At 43.9% G+C, this 22938-nt stretch carries 21 protein-coding genes; 8 read left to right on the top strand and 13 right to left on the bottom strand.

Annotated elements, in window-relative coordinates; translation table 11 throughout:
- The first annotated feature begins 43 nt into the window (after positions 1-43).
- Positions 44-526, top strand: a complete 483-nt coding sequence (locus HPC40_RS06995) for a SprT family zinc-dependent metalloprotease (RefSeq protein WP_235972348.1) — start codon at positions 44-46, stop codon at positions 524-526.
- Here HPC40_RS06995 and xerC read toward each other — a convergent pair whose 3' ends face one another.
- From xerC to dapF, 3 genes are read right to left on the bottom strand one after another with little or no spacing between them, the layout of a single operon-like run.
- A complete protein-coding gene (xerC, locus tag HPC40_RS06990; RefSeq protein WP_208118777.1) occupies positions 527-1423 on the bottom strand; it encodes a tyrosine recombinase XerC in 897 nt (298 codons plus the stop codon). It lies immediately after the preceding gene.
- Entirely contained in the window at positions 1420-2112 is a 693-nt protein-coding gene (locus HPC40_RS06985) for a DUF484 family protein (protein WP_208118776.1), read from the bottom strand. The genes xerC and HPC40_RS06985 overlap by 4 nt, the downstream gene beginning before the upstream one ends.
- A 7-nt stretch (positions 2113-2119) precedes the next feature.
- Positions 2120-2944, bottom strand: a complete 825-nt coding sequence (dapF, locus tag HPC40_RS06980) for a diaminopimelate epimerase (protein WP_208118775.1) — start codon at positions 2942-2944, stop codon at positions 2120-2122.
- 132 nt (positions 2945-3076) lie between these two features.
- On the opposite strand from dapF, the gene HPC40_RS06975 reads away from it, so the two are divergent.
- Positions 3077-3655, top strand: a complete 579-nt coding sequence (locus tag HPC40_RS06975) for a thymidine kinase (RefSeq protein ID WP_208118774.1) — start codon at positions 3077-3079, stop codon at positions 3653-3655.
- Positions 3656-3791: 136 nt separating this feature from the next.
- Here HPC40_RS06975 and pfkA read toward each other — a convergent pair whose 3' ends face one another.
- The 5 genes from pfkA to ung form a co-directional block, all read right to left on the bottom strand.
- Positions 3792-4757, bottom strand: a complete 966-nt coding sequence (gene pfkA, locus HPC40_RS06970) for a 6-phosphofructokinase (protein WP_208118773.1) — start codon at positions 4755-4757, stop codon at positions 3792-3794.
- Positions 4758-4926: 169 nt separating this feature from the next.
- Positions 4927-5817 (bottom strand): cation diffusion facilitator family transporter, encoded by an 891-nt coding sequence (locus HPC40_RS06965; protein WP_208118772.1) that lies wholly within the window; start codon positions 5815-5817, stop codon positions 4927-4929.
- A 17-nt stretch (positions 5818-5834) separates the two neighbouring features.
- A complete protein-coding gene (locus tag HPC40_RS06960; RefSeq protein ID WP_208118771.1) occupies positions 5835-6413 on the bottom strand; it encodes a hypothetical protein in 579 nt (192 codons plus the stop codon).
- Between the two features lie 2 nt (positions 6414-6415).
- Entirely contained in the window at positions 6416-7189 is a 774-nt protein-coding gene (gene yaaA, locus HPC40_RS06955; protein WP_208118770.1) for a peroxide stress protein YaaA, read from the bottom strand.
- A gap of 53 nt (positions 7190-7242) precedes the next feature.
- Positions 7243-7920 (bottom strand): uracil-DNA glycosylase, encoded by a 678-nt coding sequence (gene ung, locus HPC40_RS06950; RefSeq protein ID WP_208118769.1) that lies wholly within the window; start codon positions 7918-7920, stop codon positions 7243-7245.
- A gap of 304 nt (positions 7921-8224) precedes the next feature.
- Between ung and grcA the strand changes: the two genes are divergently transcribed.
- The 5 genes from grcA to tadA all read left to right on the top strand — a co-directional run bounded on the left by grcA (position 8225) and on the right by tadA (position 14313).
- Positions 8225-8608 (top strand): autonomous glycyl radical cofactor GrcA, encoded by a 384-nt coding sequence (gene grcA, locus HPC40_RS06945; RefSeq protein ID WP_208118768.1) that lies wholly within the window; start codon positions 8225-8227, stop codon positions 8606-8608.
- Between the two features lie 249 nt (positions 8609-8857).
- The gene (pnp, locus tag HPC40_RS06940) at positions 8858-10996 is read left to right on the top strand and encodes a polyribonucleotide nucleotidyltransferase (protein ID WP_208118767.1); all 2139 of its coding nucleotides are present in this window, start codon (positions 8858-8860) and stop codon (positions 10994-10996) included.
- 17 nt (positions 10997-11013) lie between these two features.
- Positions 11014-11955 (top strand): lipoprotein NlpI, encoded by a 942-nt coding sequence (nlpI, locus tag HPC40_RS06935; RefSeq protein WP_235972347.1) that lies wholly within the window; start codon positions 11014-11016, stop codon positions 11953-11955.
- Between the two features lie 76 nt (positions 11956-12031).
- Complete coding sequence (locus tag HPC40_RS06930; RefSeq protein ID WP_208118766.1) at positions 12032-13816, top strand: DEAD/DEAH box helicase; 1785 nt, start codon at positions 12032-12034, stop codon at positions 13814-13816.
- A gap of 8 nt (positions 13817-13824) precedes the next feature.
- Positions 13825-14313 (top strand): tRNA adenosine(34) deaminase TadA, encoded by a 489-nt coding sequence (gene tadA / locus HPC40_RS06925; RefSeq protein WP_328805310.1) that lies wholly within the window; start codon positions 13825-13827, stop codon positions 14311-14313.
- 11 nt (positions 14314-14324) lie between these two features.
- Here the strand turns inward: tadA and treC are convergent, their stop codons facing one another.
- The 5 genes from treC to rsuA all read right to left on the bottom strand — a co-directional run bounded on the left by treC (position 14325) and on the right by rsuA (position 20410).
- Positions 14325-15986, bottom strand: a complete 1662-nt coding sequence (gene treC / locus HPC40_RS06920; RefSeq protein WP_208118765.1) for an alpha,alpha-phosphotrehalase — start codon at positions 15984-15986, stop codon at positions 14325-14327.
- A 19-nt stretch (positions 15987-16005) separates the two neighbouring features.
- Positions 16006-17424: a PTS trehalose transporter subunit IIBC gene (gene treB / locus HPC40_RS06915; RefSeq protein ID WP_208118764.1), complete on the bottom strand. Its 1419-nt coding sequence runs from the start codon at positions 17422-17424 to the stop codon at positions 16006-16008.
- A gap of 116 nt (positions 17425-17540) precedes the next feature.
- Complete coding sequence (gene treR, locus HPC40_RS06910) at positions 17541-18488, bottom strand: trehalose operon repressor TreR (protein ID WP_208118763.1); 948 nt, start codon at positions 18486-18488, stop codon at positions 17541-17543.
- Positions 18485-19699 (bottom strand): Bcr/CflA family multidrug efflux MFS transporter, encoded by a 1215-nt coding sequence (locus HPC40_RS06905; protein WP_208118762.1) that lies wholly within the window; start codon positions 19697-19699, stop codon positions 18485-18487. The genes treR and HPC40_RS06905 overlap by 4 nt, the downstream gene beginning before the upstream one ends.
- Positions 19700-19711: 12 nt before the next feature.
- On the bottom strand, positions 19712-20410 hold the full coding sequence (gene rsuA / locus HPC40_RS06900) for a 16S rRNA pseudouridine(516) synthase RsuA (RefSeq protein ID WP_208118761.1): 699 nt from the start codon (positions 20408-20410) through the stop codon (positions 19712-19714).
- Between the two features lie 186 nt (positions 20411-20596).
- Here rsuA and HPC40_RS06895 point away from each other — a divergent pair, with 186 nt between their 5' ends.
- Positions 20597-22867, top strand: a complete 2271-nt coding sequence (locus HPC40_RS06895; protein WP_208118760.1) for an NADP-dependent malic enzyme — start codon at positions 20597-20599, stop codon at positions 22865-22867.
- Positions 22868-22938: the final 71 nt, after the last annotated feature.

Raw genomic sequence — 22938 nt, 5'->3', positions numbered from 1 at the left:
ACCTTTACAATTAACGCTAAATATGTATCATGGCGAAATGAATATGCGCATTTTATCAATCCAGATCCAACGCCGCCTGCGGGCATGTCTGAATTTGGCAGAGGCTAAATTCAACCGCACTTTTACTATGCCAAGCGTCAGCTATAATGTACGCGGGCTGAAGGCTGGGGTTGCGTATCTCAATGAAAATGAAATCCGTCTTAACCGCACTTTGTTAGAACAAAATCCCGACGATTTTATCCGTGAGACTGTGCCACATGAGTTGGCGCACTTGATTGTGCATCAACACTATCGGCGGCGAGTTAAACCCCATGGTAAAGAGTGGCAGTTTGTGATGAAAGAGGTATTTGGCTTGCCACCCAATGTATGTCATGAGTATGACACTAGTGCCGTGCGTGGCAATACGGTGGCATATAAATGCGATTGCCAAACGCATCAGTTAAGTATGCGACAGCATAATCGTATCAAACAACAAAGTGCGGTTTACAGATGTCGGAAATGTAAAGCGGCACTACATCAACTTTAATTATTTTTTACGTTTTGCACGCGGATGAGCACTGTCATACACATCTGCAAGGTGCTGGAAGTCCAGGTGGGTATAAATTTGCGTGGTGGATAAATTGGCGTGACCTAAGAGTTCTTGTACTGCCCGTAAATCTGAGCTGGATTCAAGCATATGCGTTGCAAAAGAGTGTCGAAGTTTATGTGGGTTTAAATGCGCTTTGATGCCTTGGCGTTTTCCCCACCGTTCCATCCGTTGCTGAATCGCACGATGACTAATGCGCTTACCACGTTGGCTGACAAATAGCGCGTCATCTTCGGGGTTAAATAATGCACGTACACCTAACCAATTTTTAATTGCATTGGCTGCATAACGCCCATAAGGCAAAATACGCTCTTTATTCCCCTTTCCGATCACGCGCAACTCGCGAGCACGCCCTGCTACATCTTGCACATTAAGCTGTTGCAGCTCATTAAGTCGCAGACCAGCACTATACATCAGTTCCATCATGGCAATATCACGCAAATCAATTGGCTCTTGGCTGTCGCTCTCTAACAGTTGACTAATTTGCTCTGCATCCATGTTTTTCGGCAAATGTTTCGGCTGTTTTGGTGCAGATACATTGGCGGCTGGATTGGATTTAATCACGCCCTGCGCCAGTAAATAATTCATAAAGCCACGCAGACTGGATAGGCGCAACGCTAAACTTTTCGCATTCAAGCCCGCTTGATGACTTTTCGCCAGAATAAACCGCACGACACTAGAATCCACCTGTTGCCATTGTTGGATGTCATAATCGGCTAACAAGGCAATAATGTGTTCAAGTTGGCGGGTGTAATTTTCCAGTGTGTGCTCACTCAAGCCACGCTCAATACGCAAAAAATCCAGATAACCTTTTAGCGGGGTACGCAAATCTGTCATGAGATACGCTCTATCAACCAATAATTGAGTTGACGCTCCACCACATCAGCCAGTTGCTGTAAAAAAGTCGTATCTTGTGAGCGATGAAAATGGCGTTCATCACGCGCTGAAAAAACTAACACTGCGGTATAGGGGTGCTTTGATTTACGCTTACCGAGCAAACAAAATGCGACCGATCCGAGAGGAAAGTCCGTCGGGAGGAACATCAATGTTTTTTCGCGATGGGTAAGTTTACCAAGATAATGGCGTTTTAGTCCAAAACGTTCTAAGCGAATAATATCAAATGCACTGCGGTCAAGCCAGTTTTCACTTGGAATACTGTCTGTTTCTACCCAACTATCGCGAAATATTAATACCGTACCTTTCAACAGCCCAAGTGCGGTCGTCCACTTTTGCAGAGCTGTCATACCTTGCGTGAAGGTTTTACTTTTGCTCAATTGCTCTTGCAGTGGCAATAAACTGAAAAACATTCGCTCGTTGTGTTCGGCAATATTACGCATCGTATCCAGTTCATATTGCTGCTTAGCAAGCTGATCTCGCTGACGTTGTAATTTAGCCTCTACCAACGATAGAACCCCTTTTTCATGATGATGAATATGTAGCTCATCTAACAATTCTTGATGGGTTTGAAAAAATTCTGGATGGGCTTGCAAATACGCCACAACCGCACTTTCATTTATGTCATTCATACCTTGCTCACAATCGAATATAACCGTCATACACATGTACTGCGTCACCACGCATATAAAGAGGTTGCCCTTCGCCACGCCATTCAATCCACAATGTTCCGCCAGGTAATTGCACCTCAACACGCGCATCTAAATTGCCTTGCATAATGCCAACTGCAACGGCGGCACATGCACCGCTACCACAGGCTTGCGTCTCCCCTGCCCCTCGCTCAAATACGCGCAATTTGACCGCACTTCGGCTAATAATTTGCATAAAACCAATATTGGCACGCTCAGGAAAACGCTCATGTCGCTCCAAGAGTGCGCCCAGCCGCTCAACAGGTGCCGTGTCAACATTCTCAACCGTCAACACACAGTGTGGATTGCCCATTGATACGACACCGCAAAGTGCGGTTTCAAATTCCGTGCGTAAAATATAATTTTTCTCAAATTTGTTAGCGATAAATGGGATTTTAGACGGCTCCCAAATGGGTTGCCCCATATTCACTTGAATGTGTTGATCATCGCCAATTTTGAGTGTCATTTTGCCTTTTTGGGTGCTGACACTGATCTCCTTTTTATGGGTTAAACCTTTCAATTGCACAAAACGTGCAAAACAGCGAGCTCCATTGCCACACTGTGCCACCTCACTACCATCGGCATTAAAAATGCGGTAGTGAAAATCCACGTCGGGATCGTATGGAGGCTCAACTAACAGTAGTTGATCAAACCCCACACCACGGTGGCGATCGGCGAGCTGGCGAATGATATTTTCGGTTAAATAGACATTTTGCGTAACGCCATCTAACACCATAAAATCATTGCCCAGTCCGTGCATTTTTGAAAACTGCATTATCAATCCTTAAATAAACGCTCATTATTGCATTATAGAGTTAAGCGCAGCGCTTGTCTAAAGCAATCAAGCAATTGGCGAAAACATTCTGCTATGGTAGCATTATCACACTCATCACCACAAAAGAACACTATGGCAAAACTCTATTTTTACTACTCATCAATGAATGCAGGCAAATCGACAACGTTGCTACAATCCTCTTATAATTATCGTGAACGCAACATGCACACCCTTATCTATACTGCCGCCATTGATGACCGTTTTGGGCAGGCAAAAGTCACTTCACGCATTGGCATTAGCGAGCAAGCCCACACATTTTCTGCACAAACCGATCTATTTGCCCATATTAAGCTGCAACATCAACATCAGCCATTAAACTGCATTTTGGTCGATGAAGCCCAATTTTTGACCAAATCACAAGTTTACCAGCTCAGCGATGTGGTCGATAAACTCAACATTCCTGTGCTATGCTATGGACTGCGCACCGATTTCCAAGGCGAATTATTTGAAGGTAGCCAATACTTGCTGGCATGGGCGGATCAATTAGAAGAGCTGAAAACCATCTGCTTTTGCGGGCGCAAAGCGAATTTTGTGCTGCGAATGAACGCACAGGGCGGAGTGGTCAAAGCAGGCGCACAAATTGAAATTGGTGGCAATGATCGCTATCTTTCCGTGTGTCGCCGCCATTTCAAAGACGCGATGGAGAATTAAAAACCGCACTTTTAGGCAAAGTGCGGTTAGATGATAAGGCATTTTACCACGACGCACCAAATAAGGTGCAATTTATGAGGAATTCAAGCGTAACACCCCGCAACCAAGCTTGTGCGGTGGAAAATGCAAGATAAACTTAGTACAATTTACGCGAGGTTTCAAACCAATCGGCTTTAAACGGTCGACGCATATTTTTAATCGCATCAATGATGTCGTGGTGTACCAGTTTTTCATTTTGAATGCCGACACAACGCCCGCCAAAACCTTGCTTGAGCAATTCCACCGCATAAACGCCCATTCGTGAGGCTAAGATACGGTCAAAAGCACATGGCGACCCCCCACGCTGAATATGCCCTAAAATGGTCGCTCGAGCTTCAAGTTTCACACGCTCTTCAATTTCTTGTGCCAATTCAGTGACATCACAGATATGTTCCGTGATCGCAATAATGGCATGACGTTTACCACGTTCAAAGCCATATTCCACTTTCTTAATCAAGGCTTCACGCTCAAATGGTCGCTCTGGCACCACGATAAACTCGCAGCCCCCAGCAATTGCTGCGGCTAAGGTCAAATCCCCACAATAACGCCCCATAATCTCAATGATCGACACCCGCTGGTGTGAACTTGAGGTATCACGCAAGCGGTCAATTGCATCCAGTACGATCTCAAGTGCGGTCTGAAAACCGATCGTATAGTCTGTTCCTGCAACATCATTGTCAATCGTTCCTGGGATACCAATGCACGGGAAATTATGCTCTTCCGTCAATAATTTCGCCCCCATATAGGAACCATCACCCCCGATCACGACCAGCGCATCAATGCCATGTTCACGCAAAATATCAACACATTTCGCCCGCACTTCTGGCTTTTTAAAATCAGGGAAACGAGCAGACCCTAAAAATGTACCGCCACGCCCAATAATATCCGACACTGAATGACGCTCTAATTTTTTAATTTTATTTTGTGAAAGCCCCAAATAGCCGTCATAAATGCCATAAACTTCCATCCCTTCATACAGTGCTGAACGCACCACGCCACGAATTGCGGCGTTCATTCCAGGCGCATCTCCTCCACTGGTTAATACAGCAATTTTCTTTACCATTGTCTATACCCTATATTTTATAAAAATTGAAATTGATTTTGTGCAAGATTACACGATCATCGCTTTTCGCTCTAGCAAAAATTACGTTTTCATCACATTTTTTGATTTAGCCCAATTCTCTTTTGTCTTCGCAATTAGCGTGCCTTGCAACCGCACTTTGGCTATCGCTTTAGGCTTGCATTTCCTGTTGCACTAAGCTCGTCGGCTCCTGATGAATAATAATATCCGATAAGGGAAACGCCTCTAATAAACGCTGTTCCAATGCGTCTGTAATTTGGTGGGCTCGCCATAATGGCAGGTGATCATCTAATTCTAGATGTAATTGAATAAAACGCACTGCGCCCGAACGACGTGTTCGAACATCGTGAATGCCAATAATATCTGACTGCGCTTGGGCTATCTGCCAGATGCGTGCCACCTCCTCATCGGGCAATGCGCGGTCAAGCAGTAATTGCACAGCTTCAAATAACATTTTGCCTGCATTGATGAAAATATACAGTGCAATGAGTAGGGCAAATAAACCATCTGCATACACCACGCCTTGCCCTGATAATATTAATGACATAAGCACTGCAACATTCATTAATAAATCCGTTTGATAATGTAATTTATCCGCCTTAATTGCGGGGCTTTGGGTCTGGGCAATCACATAACGTTGGTAATACACTAACGCCAATGTCATTAAAATCGAGACGATCGTGACCACTGTTCCAAGCCATACTGACTCAATGGGGTGGGGATTAATTAAGCGTTCAATGCCTTGTAACACCAAAAAAATCGCTGAGCCTGAAATAAATGCGCCTTGCATTAAACTTGCCAGTGATTCCGCTTTGCCGTGCCCAAAGGAGTGATTATCATCCGCTGGCATCAGCGAAAAACGCAAAATCAGCATACTGGTAAACGACGCCACCAGATCCAATAATGAATCGGCAATAGAGGCAAGCATACTGACTGAGCCAGTTACCCACCACGCAGCACCTTTAATCACAATTAACAAAAGTGCGGTCAGCACAGCAAAAATTGACGCTCGCCGAACCAAAACACCGTATTGCTCAGACATACTCGTCCCTTAGCCCCTTAACTACACCGCCACTGCCACGGCTGCCGTTTAAGTTGCTGCATAATGTGATGTGCGTATGGTGCAATAGTTTGTTGCACAACTGTGGCATCGCTCACAGTACGATTTGGATTGAGTGCATAACTGTATTGCACTTCTAGAAAACCGCACTTTGCTATATTGCGCCCTTTTGTTACCTCAACGCCCCATGTGCGAAATTGCTGACTTGGGCGGTAAATCACGGTGGAATACAAACTCTCATCCGCAAGGTGTAAATCTGCCTGCGTGTGGCTGCGCTGATAACTACGTTGACGCAATGCCAAACGTTGTTGCAAGCTCATGTTGCGACGATTTTGATCAAAAAAGAGTGTTACTTTTTCCTTCAATACGCCTTTAGTGGTGGGACGATAGACATACTTTTGCATTTCAATTAAGTCAACCGTTTTGCCACGCACAAATGTTTTGTTAGCAAACGTCAGCTGTGATGGCGGTAAAAAATGCAAACGCGCTGAATTGGCATTCCCTTGCTGTTTATCGATACTTGACGTGGTACTACACGCACTTAAGAAAAATGCGGTCAACAAGAAAAAATAACGCATAATTACTCCTGATTACGGGTAAAAACCCACTCATCGGCATGAGAGCGAGACGCATCAAAACCGTAACCACCGAAATCAAATGCTTTCAACTCATCTGGTTGCGTAATGCGATGTTGAATAAGATAACGACACATCATGCCGCGTGCTTTTTTGGCGTAAAAACTGATCACTTTATATGTGCCGTTTTTGTAATCCAAAAATACGGGCTTGATAATACGCGCGTTGAGTTTTTCAGGACGTACGACTTTATAGTACTCATCAGAGGCAAGATTAATCAGCACATCATCGCCTTGTTTTTTAAGTGCCTTTTCTAGCTCTTTAGTGACAATATCGCCCCAAAATTCATACAAATTCTCACCGCGTGAGGTGGCTAATTTCGTTCCCATCTCTAGGCGGTATGGTTGCATTAAATCAAGCGGTCTTAACACGCCATAAAGCCCTGAAAGCATTCTCAAGTGGCATTGCGCAAAAGCAATCTCATCAAGCGTTAAGCTCTCCGCTTCCAATCCTGTATAAACATCGCCTTTAAATGCAAAAAGTGCGGCTCGTGCATTATCTTGGGTATGTAATTTGTGCCATTCGCTAAAACGGGCGGCGTTCAATCCCGCTAATTTATCACTGATTTTCATGAGTGAACCAATCTCAGCGGGAGTCAATTTACGGCATACATCAATCAACTTAGCACTTTCATTTAATAGTGTCGGCTGAGTGACATCCAGTTTAGGTGTCGCCGATGTGTAATCCAATGTTTTTGCCGGTGAAATAATGGCTAACATAAATTCTCCTTATTCTTAAGCGCACTGAGTATAACAAAAGTGCGGTCATTGCTCTATTCATTCACCACATGCGGTAAGTGCCAATCAATGGGGGCAATACCATGCTCACTTAAATAGTGATTTGCTTTGGAAAAATGCCCACACCCTAAAAAACCGCGATGAGCCGATAACGGCGAAGGGTGTGGCGCACTTAACACGAGATGGCGATGTCGATCAATAAAACGACCTTTTTTTTGTGCATGCGCCCCCCAGAGTAGGAAAACCACATGTTCACGTTCGGCATCAATTTTTTCAATAACGCGATCGGTAAAGGTTTCCCAACCAAAATCGGCGTGTGAATGCGCAAGCCCTTGTTGTACGGTCAACACCGTATTTAATAACAACACGCCTTGCTCAGCCCACGCTTTAAGATAGCCATGCTCTGGAATCTGAAACCCTTCAATATCAGTTGCAAGCTCTTTATAAATGTTCACCAATGACGGTGGTGGTGCAATGGACGGTTTCACCGAAAATGCCAATCCGTGGGCTTGTCCTGCACCATGATACGGATCTTGCCCTAGAATAACCACTTTCACAGCCTCAAATTCAGTAAAACGAAAAGCATTAAAAATCTCCGTATGCGGTGGATAAATCACTTTCCCCTGCTGTTTTTGTGCATTGACTTTACGCATAATATCCTGAAAATACGGTTGCATTTTTTCATTGCCCAGCATATCTGCCCACGTTTTCATGGTAAATCCTTCATTATTATTTTCACTATGACGCATTATATAGAAAAGTGCGGTCAAAATACCACGCAATAATCTCTTTTTCTACTTAATTTGTTATATATTTGTTAAAAATAAATTTAATTAAAGTTAATTTTAGTTATTGATTTACCTTGCTTTTTTGATACACATCAATTTCACAGCATAACATCGAAAATAATAACTTGATCTCGGCAAATTTAATTTAAATTTATTTGAAAAATTCAAAGGATTTGATAAAATCTTCACCAGTTAAATTTCATCCCAAACAATTAAATTGGAGTTTATTATGATTAAAGGTATTCAAATTACTCAAGCAGCGAACGATGAGCTGTTGAATTCTTTCTGGTTATTAGACAGTGATAAAGGTGAAGCACGTTGTTTGTGTGCAAAAGGCGGTTTTGAAGAAGATCAAATCGTTGCTGTTAGTGAACTTGGTCAAATCGAATATCGTGAATTGCCAGTTAACGTTGCCCCAACTGTAAAAGTGGAAGGTGGTCAACACTTAAACGTTAACGTACTTCGTCGTGAAACATTAGAAGATGCGGTAAAACACCCTGAAAAATACCCACAATTAACAATCCGTGTTTCTGGTTACGCTGTACGTTTCAACTCGTTAACCCCAGAACAGCAACGCGACGTTATTGCACGTACTTTCACTGAAAGCCTATAATTTTAAATTGCTCTAACTGAGCTTTTTAAACCTAACCGCACTTTTCAAAAGTGCGGTTTTTCGTTTATATGCTCTGCCAAACCGCACTTTAATAAAATAATTCGCAATTACGCTCGCAAGCTGTATAATAATACTGCTTTGCCTTAAATATGCGTGCGGCTATCAAAAGCGATTTCTTACCAGATGGCTTTTGCTAGTCGCAATTAATCAGGCAAACATTTTTGATTAACATTTAAATGAGGATTTATTGTGACTCCTATCGTAAAACAATTTCAATACGGTAAACATACCGTAACGTTAGAAACAGGCGCAATGGCGCGTCAAGCCACCGCTGCTGTCATGGCAAGTATGGACGACACCAGTGTTTTTGTTACTGTTGTAGCCAAAAAAGATGTACGTGAAGGACAAGATTTCTTTCCTTTAACCGTAAACTACCAAGAGCGTACTTACGCCGCTGGACGTATCCCTGGTGGTTTTTTCAAACGTGAAGGTCGCCCATCTGAAGGCGAAACGTTAATTGCACGTTTAATTGATCGTCCAATTCGCCCACTCTTCCCTGAAGGCTTTTTTAACGAAATTCAAATTATTGCCACCGTAGTGTCAGTCAACCCACAAGTGAGTCCTGACATTGTTGCGATGATCGGAGCAAGTGCCGCACTTTCGTTGTCAGGCGTTCCATTTAATGGGCCAATTGGAGCCGCTCGCGTGGGCTTTATCAATGAGCAATTTGTGCTTAATCCAACCCAAGAAGAATTGAAACAAAGTCGCCTAGACCTTGTAGTGGCAGGCACAGATAAAGCAGTCTTAATGGTGGAATCTGAAGCGGATATTTTAAGTGAAGAACAAATGCTTGCTGCCGTCGTATTTGGACATGAGCAACAACAAGTTGTGGTTGAAAATATTAAAGCATTCACACAAGAAGCAGGCAAACCTCGCTGGGAATGGCAAGCTCCTGCACAAAATGAAGCACTGATTGCACGTATCAAAGAATTGGCGGAAAACCGCTTGGGCGAAGCCTATCGTATCACTGAAAAACAAGCACGTTATGAATCGGTCGAGCGCATCAAAGCAGATACGATAGCTGCCATTTTAGAGGGCAATGAAGATGATACCATTACTGAAAATAAGATTGGCGATATCATTCACGAGCTCGAAAGCCAAATTGTACGTAGTCGTATTTTAGCGGGTGAACCTCGCATCGACGGTCGCAGTGTCGATACCGTGCGTGCACTTGATATTTGTACGGGCGTATTGCCACGTACACACGGCTCTGCGGTGTTCACGCGTGGTGAAACGCAAGCATTGGCAGTTGCCACATTAGGTACAGAGCGTGATGCCCAAATTATTGATGACATCACAGGCGAGCGTACCGATCATTTCCTTTTCCACTATAATTTCCCGCCTTATTCTGTCGGCGAAACAGGTATGATTGGCTCACCAAAACGCCGCGAGATCGGGCACGGTCGCTTAGCCAAACGTGGTGTAGCCGCCGTAATGCCAAGTATTAGTGAATTCCCATATACTGTACGTGTAGTGTCTGAAATTACAGAATCTAATGGTTCATCATCAATGGCATCAGTTTGTAGTGCATCTCTTGCATTGATGGATGCAGGCGTGCCAATTAAATCCGCCGTCGCTGGGATTGCAATGGGATTAGTTAAATCAGACGATCAATTTGTGGTGCTTTCTGATATTTTAGGCGATGAAGATCATCTTGGCGATATGGATTTCAAAGTCGCTGGGACTAAAGAGGGTGTAACCGCACTTCAAATGGATATTAAAATTGAAGGTATCACCGCAGAAATTATGCAAATTGCACTCAATCAAGCGAAAGGGGCACGTTTGCATATTTTAGACACTATGCAACAAGCTATTTCTGCCCCACGCAATGAAATCTCTGATTTCGCACCTCGCATTCACACCTTAAAAATTGATCCGAAGAAAATCAAAGATGTGATTGGTAAAGGTGGTGCCACTATCCGTGCTTTAACAGAAGAAACTGGCACTTCAATCGACATTGCTGACGACGGTACTGTTAAAATTGCCGCCACCGATAACAATGCCGCTAAAGAAGTGATGAACCGCATTGAAGAAATCGTAGCTGATGTAGAAGTGGGCGGAATTTATAACGGTAAAGTAACGCGTATTGCCGATTTTGGTGCATTTGTCGCCATTGTTGGTAATAAAGAAGGCTTGGTACATATTTCACAAATCGCTGAAGAGCGTGTGGAAAAAGTGACCGATTATTTAACCGTTGGTCAAGAAGTACCGGTTAAGGTTGTTGAAATCGATCGTCAAGGTCGTATTCGCTTAACTATGCGTGATCTTGATGGCAACCAAAAAGCGCAACCATCTTCAGATGAAGCTCAAGAGCCTGTGGCGGAGTAATCCAACCGCACTTTGAGATGATAAGCGTTAACACATTGCAAAATACGTTTCATTTAGGCAAGCAGGCTTTTGCCCTTGCCTTTATGTTCCTATTATTTGGCTGTGTTAACCCTTCAACGCCATTGCCAACGCTTAAAAATTCACCATTGGCAGAGCAACCTCCAAGTCTGCATTTTGATCAAGAAGTGATGATTGCACGCCTTGGGCAAATGCTTTACTTAAGCCCACGCATCAGTAAAACGGAGCGAGCTAATATCCATTTTGAGCGTGGCGTGTTGTATGATAGTTTAGGGCTATGGGGATTGGCTCGTTATGACTTTGCGCAAGCACTCGTGTTGCACCCTAAAATGCCTGCGATTTACAATTATTTAGGGCTTTATCTCTTGCTGGATGGGGATTATGATAGTGCGGTCGATGCGTTTAATTCCGTATTGCATCTTGATAAACATTACGATTATGCCTATTTAAATCGTGGCTTAACGTTTTATTATGCTGGACGGTTTGCACTCGCACAACGCGATTTTCTCGCATTTTATCAAGCCGATCCCAGTGATCCGTACCGCACTTTATGGCTGTATTTAAACGAATTGCACTATATGCCTGAGCAAGCTCAGGCGAATTTAGCGCAACGTGCCCCCAAATTATCTGCTGCTTTTTGGGGAACACATTTAGTACAATATTATTTAGGTTCAATAAGTTATGAGCAACTTATGGTAGACATGGCGCAATTTGCTCAACCTTATTCTCCGCAATACGCAGAAATGCTGACGGAAACCTATTTTTATCTCGCAAAACAACAACTCAATTTGGGGAAAGTGCCGCAAGCTCGTGCGTTATTTCAGCTCGCTATTGCAAACCAAGTGTTTAACTTCGTTGAGTATCGTTTTGCAGTGTTTGAACTCGCTCGCTTACATTCAGCAGCGAAAACAGACACACGCGTTGTCAACGATAGACACTAGTTTAACTCTTGATTATCACGACAAATATGAACCACGAGCTTTATGATAAAGCTCACTTTCTTTTATTGAGTAAAAAATGACAGAACATGTAACCACTTTTAATGACTTAGGCTTACCAAATGCACTACTCCGTGCAGTATCTGAAATGGGATTTACCAGCCCATCACCAATCCAAAAAGCCTGTATTCCACTTTTATTAGCAGGGCAAGATGTCCTCGGCATGGCACAAACAGGGAGCGGCAAAACTGCTGCATTTTCTCTGCCGCTATTGGCACAGCTCGATCCAAATCAACATAGCCCACAAATTTTAGTAATGGCTCCTACTCGCGAGCTTGCCATTCAAGTCGCAGATGCTTGCGAACAATTTTGCAAATACCTTGAGGGCATTCGTTGTGTAACGCTTTATGGCGGTCAACGTTACGACATTCAACTGCGAGCCTTACGTCAAGGCGCACAAGTTGTGGTGGGTACACCTGGGCGTATTTTGGATCATATCCGTCGTGGAACCTTGGATTTAAGTGGTCTGCGTTTTATGGTGCTTGATGAAGCAGACGAAATGCTACGCATGGGCTTTATTGATGATGTGGAAGAGGTGATGAGCAAACTGCCAGAGCAGCATCAGACCGCACTTTTCTCGGCCACTATGCCTGCACCAATTCGTCACATTACCCACCGTTTTATGCGCAACCCTCAAGAAGTGAAGATCCAATCTAGCCCGCAGAATTTACCTGACATCACACAGGTGTGTTGGTATGTGCATGGCGTGCGAAAAAATGAAGCACTGCTACGCTTTTTGGAGGTAGAACACTTTGATGCTGCGATCATTTTCACCCGCACCAAAACAGCAACATTAGATATTGCCGCCTTATTAGAACGCCATGGGTATAGCTGTGCTGCACTCAATGGGGATATGACCCAACAATTGCGTGAACAAGCACTTGATCGCCTACGCAACGGCTCGCTAAATATTTTAATCGCAACCGACGTAGCAGCCCGTGGTCTTGATGTTGATCGCATTAGTCTCGTGGTAAACTATGACATCCCTCTTGATGCCGAGTCCTATGTGCACCGCATTGGACGCACTGGGCGTGCTGGGCGTGCTGGGCGTGCCCTGCTATTTGTTGAACCTCGCGAACGCCGTTTACTGCGTAATATTGAACAGTTAACCAAAAAACGTATTGACGAAGTGCAGCTACCAAATCATATTCAGCTTGAGCAGTGTCGCCGTGAAAAATTCAAACAAACAATTTTAACGCAGCTTGAACATGCCAGCCTTGAGCAATACCGCACTTTGCTATTAGAGCTGTTCCCTGATATTGACTCTGTTGATCTTGCCAGTGCCATGATGATGCAACTGCAAGGCAAGCAAAAACTGATCCTGCCACCTGATGTGCCTATGGAAAAACGCCGTGAACGTTCTGAAAATCCACGTTCAGCAGAGCGTGGTGGCAGACGTGATCGTACAGAACGTCGTGCTCGCGAGCGTGGTAATGACATTCCAATGGATCGCTATCGCATAGAAGTCGGACGTGGCGACGGCGTAGAAGTGAAACATATTGTCGGGGCTATTGCCAATGAGGGCGATATTGATAGCCGTTATATCGGGCATATCAAACTGTATGACAGCCATTCCACCGTAGAGTTGCCACAAAATATGCCGCAGGATTTATTACGCTTGTTCAACAAAACACGTGTGATGAATAAACCTATGCAAATGTCATTTGTTGAAGCCGTTAAAGGAGAGGGGTACAACGAACGCACACGTGGCAAAGGGGGTAAATTCAGCACAAAAGGGCGTGATAATAACTGCAGTGATAAACCCCAATTCCAGAAAAAACGCCGCGAACGTCGTGGTAAATAGAGTTCGGCGTGAAAAGTGATCATTTCTGGATAGAACACGCTTTGCGCTTAGCGGATCTTGCTGAGCAGCAAGGTGAAGTCCCCGTAGGGGCGGTGTTAATTGATGCGAAAGGCAATATTTTAGGTGAAGGCTATAATAGTGTTATTCGTCTAAATGATCCCAGTGCACACGCGGAGATCCAAGCCATTCGCCAAGCAGGTGAACGAATGCGTAATTATCGCCTGCTTGATACAACGCTGTATGTTACTCTTGAGCCTTGTGCAATGTGTGCTGGTGCTATTGTACATAGCCGCATTAAACGCCTCGTATTTGGCGCAAATGATCCCAAAACAGGGGCTGTAGGCTCACGTTTTCATTACTTTAATGACTTCATTATGAATCATCTTGTTGAAGTACGATCAGGCGTGTTAGCGGAACAATGTAGCGGAAAACTTTCTCATTTCTTCCAACGTCGCCGTATGGAAATTAAGGCACAAAAAAAAGCAAAGTGCGGTTAAACCGCACTTTTTTATTTATTCGCAAGCAAGTATATCGCTTGGTACGGCAATAGCCGTAATTGTGATTCTACTGCAAATGTACTTTCATTATTTAATAACACCTGCCAATCTCTACCCTGACATTCACTTGGGCAGTCGAACTCTTGCACGTTATCACTTAAGTTTGCCACCACCCATAATGTTTGTGTTGAATCGTTGCGCAGATACGTCCAAATAAAACGATGCTGTGGCAATACATCGTGATAATCGCCTTGCGTAAATAAGGCATGCGTCTTACGCAAACGAATCAGCGTTTGATAGCAGTAAAATACCGAATGCGGATCCTCTAGTGCATTTTGCGCATTAATTTCAGGATAATTATCACATACCGCAATCCAAGGCTGCCCTGTTGTAAAACCCGCATGAGGTGTCGCATTCCATTGCATTGGCGTGCGGCTATTATCACGTGATTTTTGCCCTAAAATCGCCATAACATGTTCGTGACTATGCCCCATCTGACGTAATTCATGATACATCGTTAAACTTTCCACATCCTTATACTGCGAAAGTGCGGTAAAGCCTGGGTTAGTCATGCCTAACTCTTCGCCTTGATAAATATAAGGTGTTCCTTGCATACCATGTAATACCATAGCCAACATTTTGGCTGCGGTTTCTCGTTTTTCGCCTTCTTGTGCGAAACGAGAGACAATACGAGGTTGATCATGGTTACACCAAAATAGAGCGTTCCACGCCTTATTGTGCATACCTTGTTGCCAGTGATTGAAAATCGCTTTTAATTCAACAAAATCAGGTTCAGCCAATGTCCATTTTTCACCATTCGGATAATCCACCTTTAAGTGATGAAAATTGAACGTCATTGATAATTCTTTGCCATCGAGGCTTGCATATTGCTGACAATGTGCCAAGCTGGTTGAAGACATTTCTCCCACCGTCATCAATCCACGTGGCTGGAACACCTCACGACTTAGCTCTTGCATATATTCGTGAATGCGTGGTCCATCTGTATAGAAACGTCGCCCGTCGCCTTGATCATCATCTGGAAACGACTGCACTTTTGAAACCAAATTCACCACATCTAAGCGCAAGCCATCCACCCCTTTATCCGCCCAAAAATGGCATACTTGTTGCAGACTCGACCGCACTTTAGGATTTTCCCAGTTTAAATCCGCCTGCTCTGGTGCGAACAAATGCAAATAATGTTTGCCGACCTGTTCGCACCATTTCCACGCATTTCCGCCAAATTTTGAACGCCAATTATTAGGTGCTTGAGCAGCATGATCGCCTCGCCAGATATAAAAATCGCGAAAATCGTCCTGCCCAGCAATAGCATTTTTAAACCATTGATGTTCTGTTGAGGTATGATTAAATACCATATCCATAATGATGCGAATCTGGCGTGCATGCGCCTGCTCGACTAATCTCTCAAAATCAGCCATCGTGCCGTATTCAGGATTAATCGCACAGTAATCTGCAACATCATAGCCATTATCCACTTGTGGTGATGGGTAAATCGGCGTTATCCAAATGGCATCAACACCTAATGTTTGTAAATAATCCAAACGTTGAATAATGCCATTAATATCGCCCTGCCCACTACCTGTGGTATCTTGAAAACTTTTCGGGTAGATTTGATAAATAACGCCATTTTTCCACCACTGGGTTGTTGTTTGCATATCGCCCCTCACCGCACTTTTATTTTTCTAAAGAACCATTCGCTGATTTGCGTTTGTAAACGATAATCGTCAATACCAATGGCACCACTACGGCAACAATCATCGCAAGCGCAAACACGCCCCAATAGTGTGGTTGAATAGATAAGATACCTGGCAAGCCGCCCACACCAATTCCGTTTGCCATAACGCCAAATACGCCGCACACTAACGCTGCACATGCAGATCCAATCATCGCACACAGCATAGGAAAACGATATTTTAAGTTAATTCCATACATTGCAGGCTCTGTCACACCTAAATACGCCGAAATGGTAGCTGGGACTGAAATTTCACGTTCATTGGTCTTTTTACTGATAATCACAATTGCTAACACCGCAGAAGCTTGTGCAATATTCGACAACGCAATGAGTGGCCACACTGGTGTTCCGCCCATGTTTTGGATCATTTGCATATCAATTGCCAGCGTTGTTTGATGAATACCGGTAATGACCAGTGGTGCATATAAAAAACCAAAAATAGCCGAGCCTATTGGGGCGAAACTCCCCGTCATAGCTGCTTTCACCGCCACTGCAACGCCATTACCAATTTCACGACCAATTGGGCCAATCAACGCATGTGCTAAAAAGACTGCAATAATCAGGGTGGTGACAGGTACGATAACAAGGTTTAAATAATCAGGTATGATACGTTTTAAACCACGCTCAATCCAAGCTAATGCCATCGCGGCTAAAATAGAGGGAATGACTTGCGCTTGATAACCAACTTTAGCAATACTAAACCAACCAAAATCCCATACCTCAGGCACTTGACTGCCTAATCCATATGAATTCATCAACTGTGGAGATACCAACGTTACCCCAAGCACAATCCCTAAAATCGGTGAACCGCCCATTTTTTTCACGGTTGACCAACAAATGCCCACTGGCAAATAGAAGAAAATAGCCTCGCCTAGCAACCAAAGAAAATCATAAATGGTTTTCCACATCGGATGAGATTGCACCAGCGTTTGCCCATCCGACATCGGAATATCCCCGATCACATTGCGAAAACCTAAGATTAAACCACCGCTAATCAACGCGGGTAACAACGGAATAAAAATCTCTGCAAAATGCGAAATCACTTTTTCATGCCACTTCATATTTTGCCGTGCTGCAACTTTCGCCGCCTCTTTATCCGCTGAACTTAATTGCGTTTGCTGCAATAATTCTTGATAATACTCACCCACTTCAGGCCCAATCACGACCTGAAATTGTCCTGCATTGGTAAAACAGCCTTTTACCATTGGCAAATTTTCTAATGCGTTTGTGTCCGCTTTTTTTGTATCATTTAACACAAAACGTAACCGTGTAATGCAATGGGTAACCGTTGCAATATTTTCTTTGCCACCCACAAACTCAATCAGGCGTGTAACCTGTTTGGGATCTATTTTTTTAGCCATAACGTATCCTCAATCTTGTTTAGATCATGGGCGATATTGTAACGATACATTTTATAAACACAATGGGAACGTTCCCATATTGTGATAAAGATCAACTTTTGCTATTAACGTTGAGGCTATTGCTGATGAAATTCGGGCGAAATACAGTGTTGAATGCAGGCATTTTTGCCATCTAATAACGCAAATAACTGTGTTACCGCTTGCTGCCCTGCACGATAAAATCCAAATTCGACGCTTAATGTATTGGGAAAAAGGAATTTTAACAATGGATTATTACCAATACCGCACACCACAACCGCACTTTTGCCCTGTTCAGCAAGGTATTTGTTGACCCCTAAGGCAAGCGTATCGCTAGCGCAGACAATCGCACTTGTCTTATCAGATAAGACCGTTTGAATATTTTTATATCCACTATAATAATCCAATTTACCTAACGCAAAGTGCGGTATTAATTGATGTTGCTGACAAAAATCTTGGTAGGCTTGAAAACGCAATCGCCCCGTCGTATTATCGGTCAAATCCACACCAATGTAAGCAATATGACGATGCTGCTGGCGATAAAGATAAGCTAGCAACTGTGTAACCGCGGCATAATCATCATAAACCACGTGCGACAGTGCGGGGTAGCTTTGTGCCATCGCCACTAATTTATGTTTAAAAGGCAATAAAATCGCCTCATCTAATCCACTAAAAGCAAATACAATAATGCCATCAACCTGTCGCTGAGCAAAAAATCGCAAATGTTCTTGTACTAAGTGCGGTTCAAAACGGCTTTCAACAATAAAATGCTCACAATCATGGCACTGTAATGCACTAAGCATACCGCGTAATGCCCGATTTTCGGAAGGCGAATCAAGGCGTGTCACAATAATACCTACCGCTCGAGGCTCAACGCCACGCATCGCTCGTGCACTGCGTGATGGGGTAAAATGGTGTTCATTGACCACCGCCATCACTTTTGCTTTGGTTTTTTCGCTCACATTCGGGGCATTATTAAGGACTCGGGAAACAGTCGATTTCCCAACACCAGTAAGTTTTGCTATATCTTTGATCGTAAGTTTCATCGCATTTTGACTTTATAACTTAACAAAAAATGGCTTAATGCCGCACCAAGCACACAACAGAAAATCGCGATCATCATTGGACGTCCACTGCTTACTGGCACCAATGCGATCAATATCCCCGCCAGTGATCCCATGCCAAAACGAATCGTGCCTGCCAACGAATTTGCTGTGCCCGCCACGTGTGGGAAGCGATCGAGAATCGCAGCCATCGCATTTGAGCTTATCATTGAAATCATCCCAATATAGCAAGCAATACCGATTGCCATCGCCCAAAAACCGAGATCAAAAAGTGCGGTCAACAGTAACCAACAACCTGCCATAAATTGTAAGGTTAGTCCAAAACGCAGCATATTTTCAGCACCAAAACGCCCCACAACGCGAGAATTAATCATCGTAAATGTGATTAGCACCAGCATATTTAAAATGAAAAAATAGCCAAAATGCTCAGGCGCAACGCCATAAATATTGATATAAACAATGGAACCTGAGGTTAAAAAGCAAAACATTCCCGCAAAGGAAAATCCCGCACACAACACATAGCCCACCACGGCACGCTCACGCACGAGGCTGGCAAAATTACGCAACACAATACGCAAGTTCAAGGGTACGCGTTTTTCTTTAGGGTGCGACTCAGGAATTTTCCACGCCACTAAAAGGCAACTTAGAAGACCGGCAAACATTAACACATAAAAAATCGCGTGCCAGTGAAAAAATTTCGCGATATAGCCCCCCATAAATGGGGCAAGCAGTGGTGCAATCATCGAAATCAACATCACTAACGACATCATTTTGGCAAATTCATTTTTAGAAAACAGATCGCGCAACAAAGCACCTAACACCACCGCAGGTGCCGCACCAAAAAAGCCTTGTACAAAGCGTAACACTAGGAAATTGTGAATTTCACTGATATGCGTAAGCCAAAGTGCGGTCAAAGCGAATACAAATGTGCCAATGATAATAGCGGGTTTACGACCAATGCTATCAGCTAAAGGCCCCCAAATCAGTTGCCCAAGTGCGAAACCGATCGTAAACAACGCCAATGTATTTTGCACTTTTTCGGCGTTGACATGCAAATCACGGGCAATATCCAAAAACGCTGGTAGGTACATATCCACCGCCAGCGGCGTGAGCATTGCCATTGTGCCTAAAATGAGGATAAATATCGGGCTTCGTCCGATCTCAACCAACGATTGTGAGGTTCTATTATTCATATATTATCCTTATTATTCTTGAAAACGTTGCAATTCTTCAGGGGTCAGTGCTCGAAATTCGCCCTCTGCTAACCGTTCATCCAATTCCACGCCACCAATACGCCAACGATGTAAGCCGATAACTTTGTTACCAAGTGCGGCAAACATCCGTTTCACCTGATGGTAACGCCCCTCGCTAATGGTCAAATTCATAGTGTAATCATCAATGATTTCACACTCGGCGGGCTTGGTTGGCGTTTTTTCACCGCGTAGTTGAATACCGTTGGCGAATGCCTCGACATAATGCGCTTCAATCGGATCCGCCAATGAGACCAGATAAGTTTTAGCACAATCGTGTTTAGGGGATGTGATGCGGTGCGACCATTGACCATCATCGGTCAACAACACAAGGCCCGTTGTGTCCATATCCAAGCGTCCTGCACAATGCAAGGTGGTGCGCAAGGGGTGATCAAAAAATTGATAGATAGTTGGATAATCCGCCCCGTCGTGGGAGCAGACATAACCTGAAGGTTTATTCAGCATAATATACTGCCCTTGCGCAACCCAATGCAACTGTTTTTTTTCATAAGTGATACTGTCTTGCTCACTGATTTGTGCTGCACCTGATTTACATACCGCACCGTTAACCTCAACCGCCCCCGTGCGCAACACCTTAGTCACCTGCGAACGGCTCAAGCCTATTTGCTTGGATAAAAATTTGTCTAACCGCACTTTTCATTTCCTTTCATCTAAAAAACCTATTTTAACCTGTTCTTAATGAACATAAAGGACAAATTTTTTGTGTGCTAGTTCACAGAGTTACACCTCTAATCTTAAAAGTGCGGTGCAATGGCGTATAATTTTTGCATTCGCTATGTAATGTAGCATAGCACTATTTGCACAGTTAAGGAGTCTATAATGGATAAACAACTTCGCCAAGCGGCACTTGATTTTCACGAATTCCCAGTTCCGGGCAAAATTGAAGTTACCCCAACCAAATCTCTTGCCACCCAACGTGATTTGGCACTGGCGTACTCACCAGGCGTTGCCATTCCGTGTTTAGAAATTAAAGACGACCCGCTAGCTGCTTATAAATACACGGCTCGAGGCAACTTGGTCGGCGTTATTTCTAACGGCACCGCCGTGCTAGGATTAGGCAATATCGGTGCATTAGCGGGCAAACCCGTGATGGAAGGTAAAGGTGTTTTATTCAAAAAATTTGCTGGCGTTGATGTGTTTGATATTGAAATTGATGAACGTGATCCTGATAAGTTAGTCGACATTATTGCCTCACTCGAGCCAACCTTTGGTGGTATTAATTTAGAAGATATAAAAGCACCAGAGTGTTTCTACATTGAGAAAAAACTGCGTGAGAAAATGAATATTCCAGTGTTTCACGATGATCAACACGGCACCGCCATTATTTGTGCAGCCGCTGTGCTCAATGGCTTACGCGTTGTGAAAAAAGAGTTCGCCGATGTCAAATTGGTCGTATCTGGCGCAGGTGCCTCTGCCATCGCTTGTTTGAACCTGTTGCTCGCACTTGGTATGAAAAAAGAACACATCACCGTGTGTGACTCGAAAGGCGTTATCTACAAACAGCGACAAGATTACGATCGCATGGATGAGACCAAAAAATTCTACGCTATTGACGATAATGGTAACCGCACTTTAGCTGACGCTATGCCCAATGCGGATATTTTCTTAGGCTGTTCTGCTGCGGGAGCTCTCACGCAAGATATGGTAAAAACCATGGCGAAAAGCCCGATCATTTTAGCACTTGCCAATCCTGATCCTGAAATTTTGCCACCAGAAGCCAAAGCCGTACGTCCAGACGCCATTGTCTGCACGGGTCGCTCCGACTTCCCAAATCAGGTTAATAATGTGTTATGTTTTCCATTTATTTTCCGTGGTGCACTTGATGTAGGGGCTACTGCAATTAATGAAGAAATGAAACTTGCGGCAGTCAAAGCCATTGCAGAACTTGCCCATGCTGAGCAAAATGAAGTGGTTAGCAGTGCTTATGGTGATCAAGAACTTGCCTTCGGCCCAGATTACCTCATTCCAAAACCATTTGACCCACGCTTAATTATTAAAATCGCACCAGCGGTTGCAAAAGCTGCGATGGACTCAGGGGTGGCACAACGTCCAATTAATGATTTTGACCTGTATATCGAACGCCTGACTCAGTTTGTTTACAAAACAAACCTCTTTATGAAACCGATTTTTGCACAAGCGCGTTTGGCGAAAAAACGCATTCTCTTTGCTGATGGCGAAGAAAACCGCGTGCTGCATGCCGCGCAAGAAATTGCAACACTGGGCATTGCCACACCAATTCTCATTGGTCGCCCAAGTGTGATAGAACAACGTATTAAAAAATTAGGTTTGCACCTGACCCCTGGTGTTGACTATGAATTAGTCAACATAGAGCAAGATGAGCGTTATCAACAATGCTGGCAAAAATACTATTCTCTCACGAAACGCAAAGGCGTTACCCCAGCCTTAGCAAAATATGAAATTCGTAGTAATCCAACCGCCATTGCGGCAACCTTACTTACCCTCGGCGAAGCAGATGGTATGATTTGTGGTTTAGTTGGATCATACAATAAACACCTAAAAACATTGGTTGATATTATCGGCTTACAAGATGGAGTACAAACACCAGCGACTGTCAACAGCCTTGTTCTACCAATGGGGAATGTGTTTATTACTGATACCTTCGTTAACCAAAACCCTAGTGCGGAAGACCTCGCCGAAATTACCCTCATGGCGGCCGAAGAAGTGGCACGATTTGGCATTAAGCCACAAGTGGCTCTAATTTCCAACTCGAATTACGGCTCCAACAACAACCCAAGTGCGGTCAAAATGCGTGAAGTGTTACAATTAGTGAGAGACCGCGATCCTGAACTTATCATCGATGGCGAAATGCACGGTGACATTGCACTTAATGAAAAATTACGTTGCGAAATTATGCCTGACAGCCCAATTCAAGGCTCTGCGAACCTTCTCGTCATGCCAGATATGGAATCGGCACGCATCAGCTATAATCTCTTACGCGCCGCCACAACAGCCATTACTGTAGGGCCAATGCTAATGGGATTAAAAGCACCAGCACATATTTTAACGGCTACCTCATCGGTGCGTCGCATTATCAATATGGTCGCACTCACTGCAGTGAAAGCAAAATAACCGAACTTTGCCCTAAAAGCGTGTCTTGTGCACGCTTTTTTAATGTATTGTTAAAATAATGATCTCGATCA

The sequence above is a fragment of the Spirabiliibacterium falconis genome, from assembly GCF_014885015.1.
GTDB lineage: Bacteria > Pseudomonadota > Gammaproteobacteria > Enterobacterales > Pasteurellaceae > Spirabiliibacterium > Spirabiliibacterium falconis.
Note: the sequence above shows the minus strand (reverse complement) of the source record. Positions and strands in the feature narration are given on the sequence as shown.

What these genes read in the sequence shown, in the direction of transcription:
- HPC40_RS06895 (WP_208118760.1), top strand. Translation starts at nt 20,597, where the DNA reads ATGGATAAACAACTTCGCCAAGCGGCACTTGATTTTCACGAATTCCCA.
- grcA (WP_208118768.1), top strand. Translation starts at nt 8,225, where the DNA reads ATGATTAAAGGTATTCAAATTACTCAAGCAGCGAACGATGAGCTGTTG.
- treC (WP_208118765.1), bottom strand. Translation starts at nt 15,986, where the DNA reads ATGCAAACAACAACCCAGTGGTGGAAAAATGGCGTTATTTATCAAATC.
- HPC40_RS06985 (WP_208118776.1), bottom strand. Translation starts at nt 2,112, where the DNA reads ATGAATGACATAAATGAAAGTGCGGTTGTGGCGTATTTGCAAGCCCAT.
- dapF (WP_208118775.1), bottom strand. Translation starts at nt 2,944, where the DNA reads ATGCAGTTTTCAAAAATGCACGGACTGGGCAATGATTTTATGGTGTTA.
- pfkA (WP_208118773.1), bottom strand. Translation starts at nt 4,757, where the DNA reads ATGGTAAAGAAAATTGCTGTATTAACCAGTGGAGGAGATGCGCCTGGA.
- treB (WP_208118764.1), bottom strand. Translation starts at nt 17,424, where the DNA reads ATGGCTAAAAAAATAGATCCCAAACAGGTTACACGCCTGATTGAGTTT.
- xerC (WP_208118777.1), bottom strand. Translation starts at nt 1,423, where the DNA reads ATGACAGATTTGCGTACCCCGCTAAAAGGTTATCTGGATTTTTTGCGT.
- HPC40_RS06965 (WP_208118772.1), bottom strand. Translation starts at nt 5,817, where the DNA reads ATGTCTGAGCAATACGGTGTTTTGGTTCGGCGAGCGTCAATTTTTGCT.
- HPC40_RS06960 (WP_208118771.1), bottom strand. Translation starts at nt 6,413, where the DNA reads ATGCGTTATTTTTTCTTGTTGACCGCATTTTTCTTAAGTGCGTGTAGT.
- ung (WP_208118769.1), bottom strand. Translation starts at nt 7,920, where the DNA reads ATGAAAACGTGGGCAGATATGCTGGGCAATGAAAAAATGCAACCGTAT.
- treR (WP_208118763.1), bottom strand. Translation starts at nt 18,488, where the DNA reads ATGAAACTTACGATCAAAGATATAGCAAAACTTACTGGTGTTGGGAAA.
- HPC40_RS06975 (WP_208118774.1), top strand. Translation starts at nt 3,077, where the DNA reads ATGGCAAAACTCTATTTTTACTACTCATCAATGAATGCAGGCAAATCG.
- HPC40_RS06930 (WP_208118766.1), top strand. Translation starts at nt 12,032, where the DNA reads ATGACAGAACATGTAACCACTTTTAATGACTTAGGCTTACCAAATGCA.
- yaaA (WP_208118770.1), bottom strand. Translation starts at nt 7,189, where the DNA reads ATGTTAGCCATTATTTCACCGGCAAAAACATTGGATTACACATCGGCG.
- HPC40_RS06905 (WP_208118762.1), bottom strand. Translation starts at nt 19,699, where the DNA reads ATGAATAATAGAACCTCACAATCGTTGGTTGAGATCGGACGAAGCCCG.
- HPC40_RS06995 (WP_235972348.1), top strand. Translation starts at nt 44, where the DNA reads ATGCGCATTTTATCAATCCAGATCCAACGCCGCCTGCGGGCATGTCTG.
- nlpI (WP_235972347.1), top strand. Translation starts at nt 11,014, where the DNA reads ATGATAAGCGTTAACACATTGCAAAATACGTTTCATTTAGGCAAGCAG.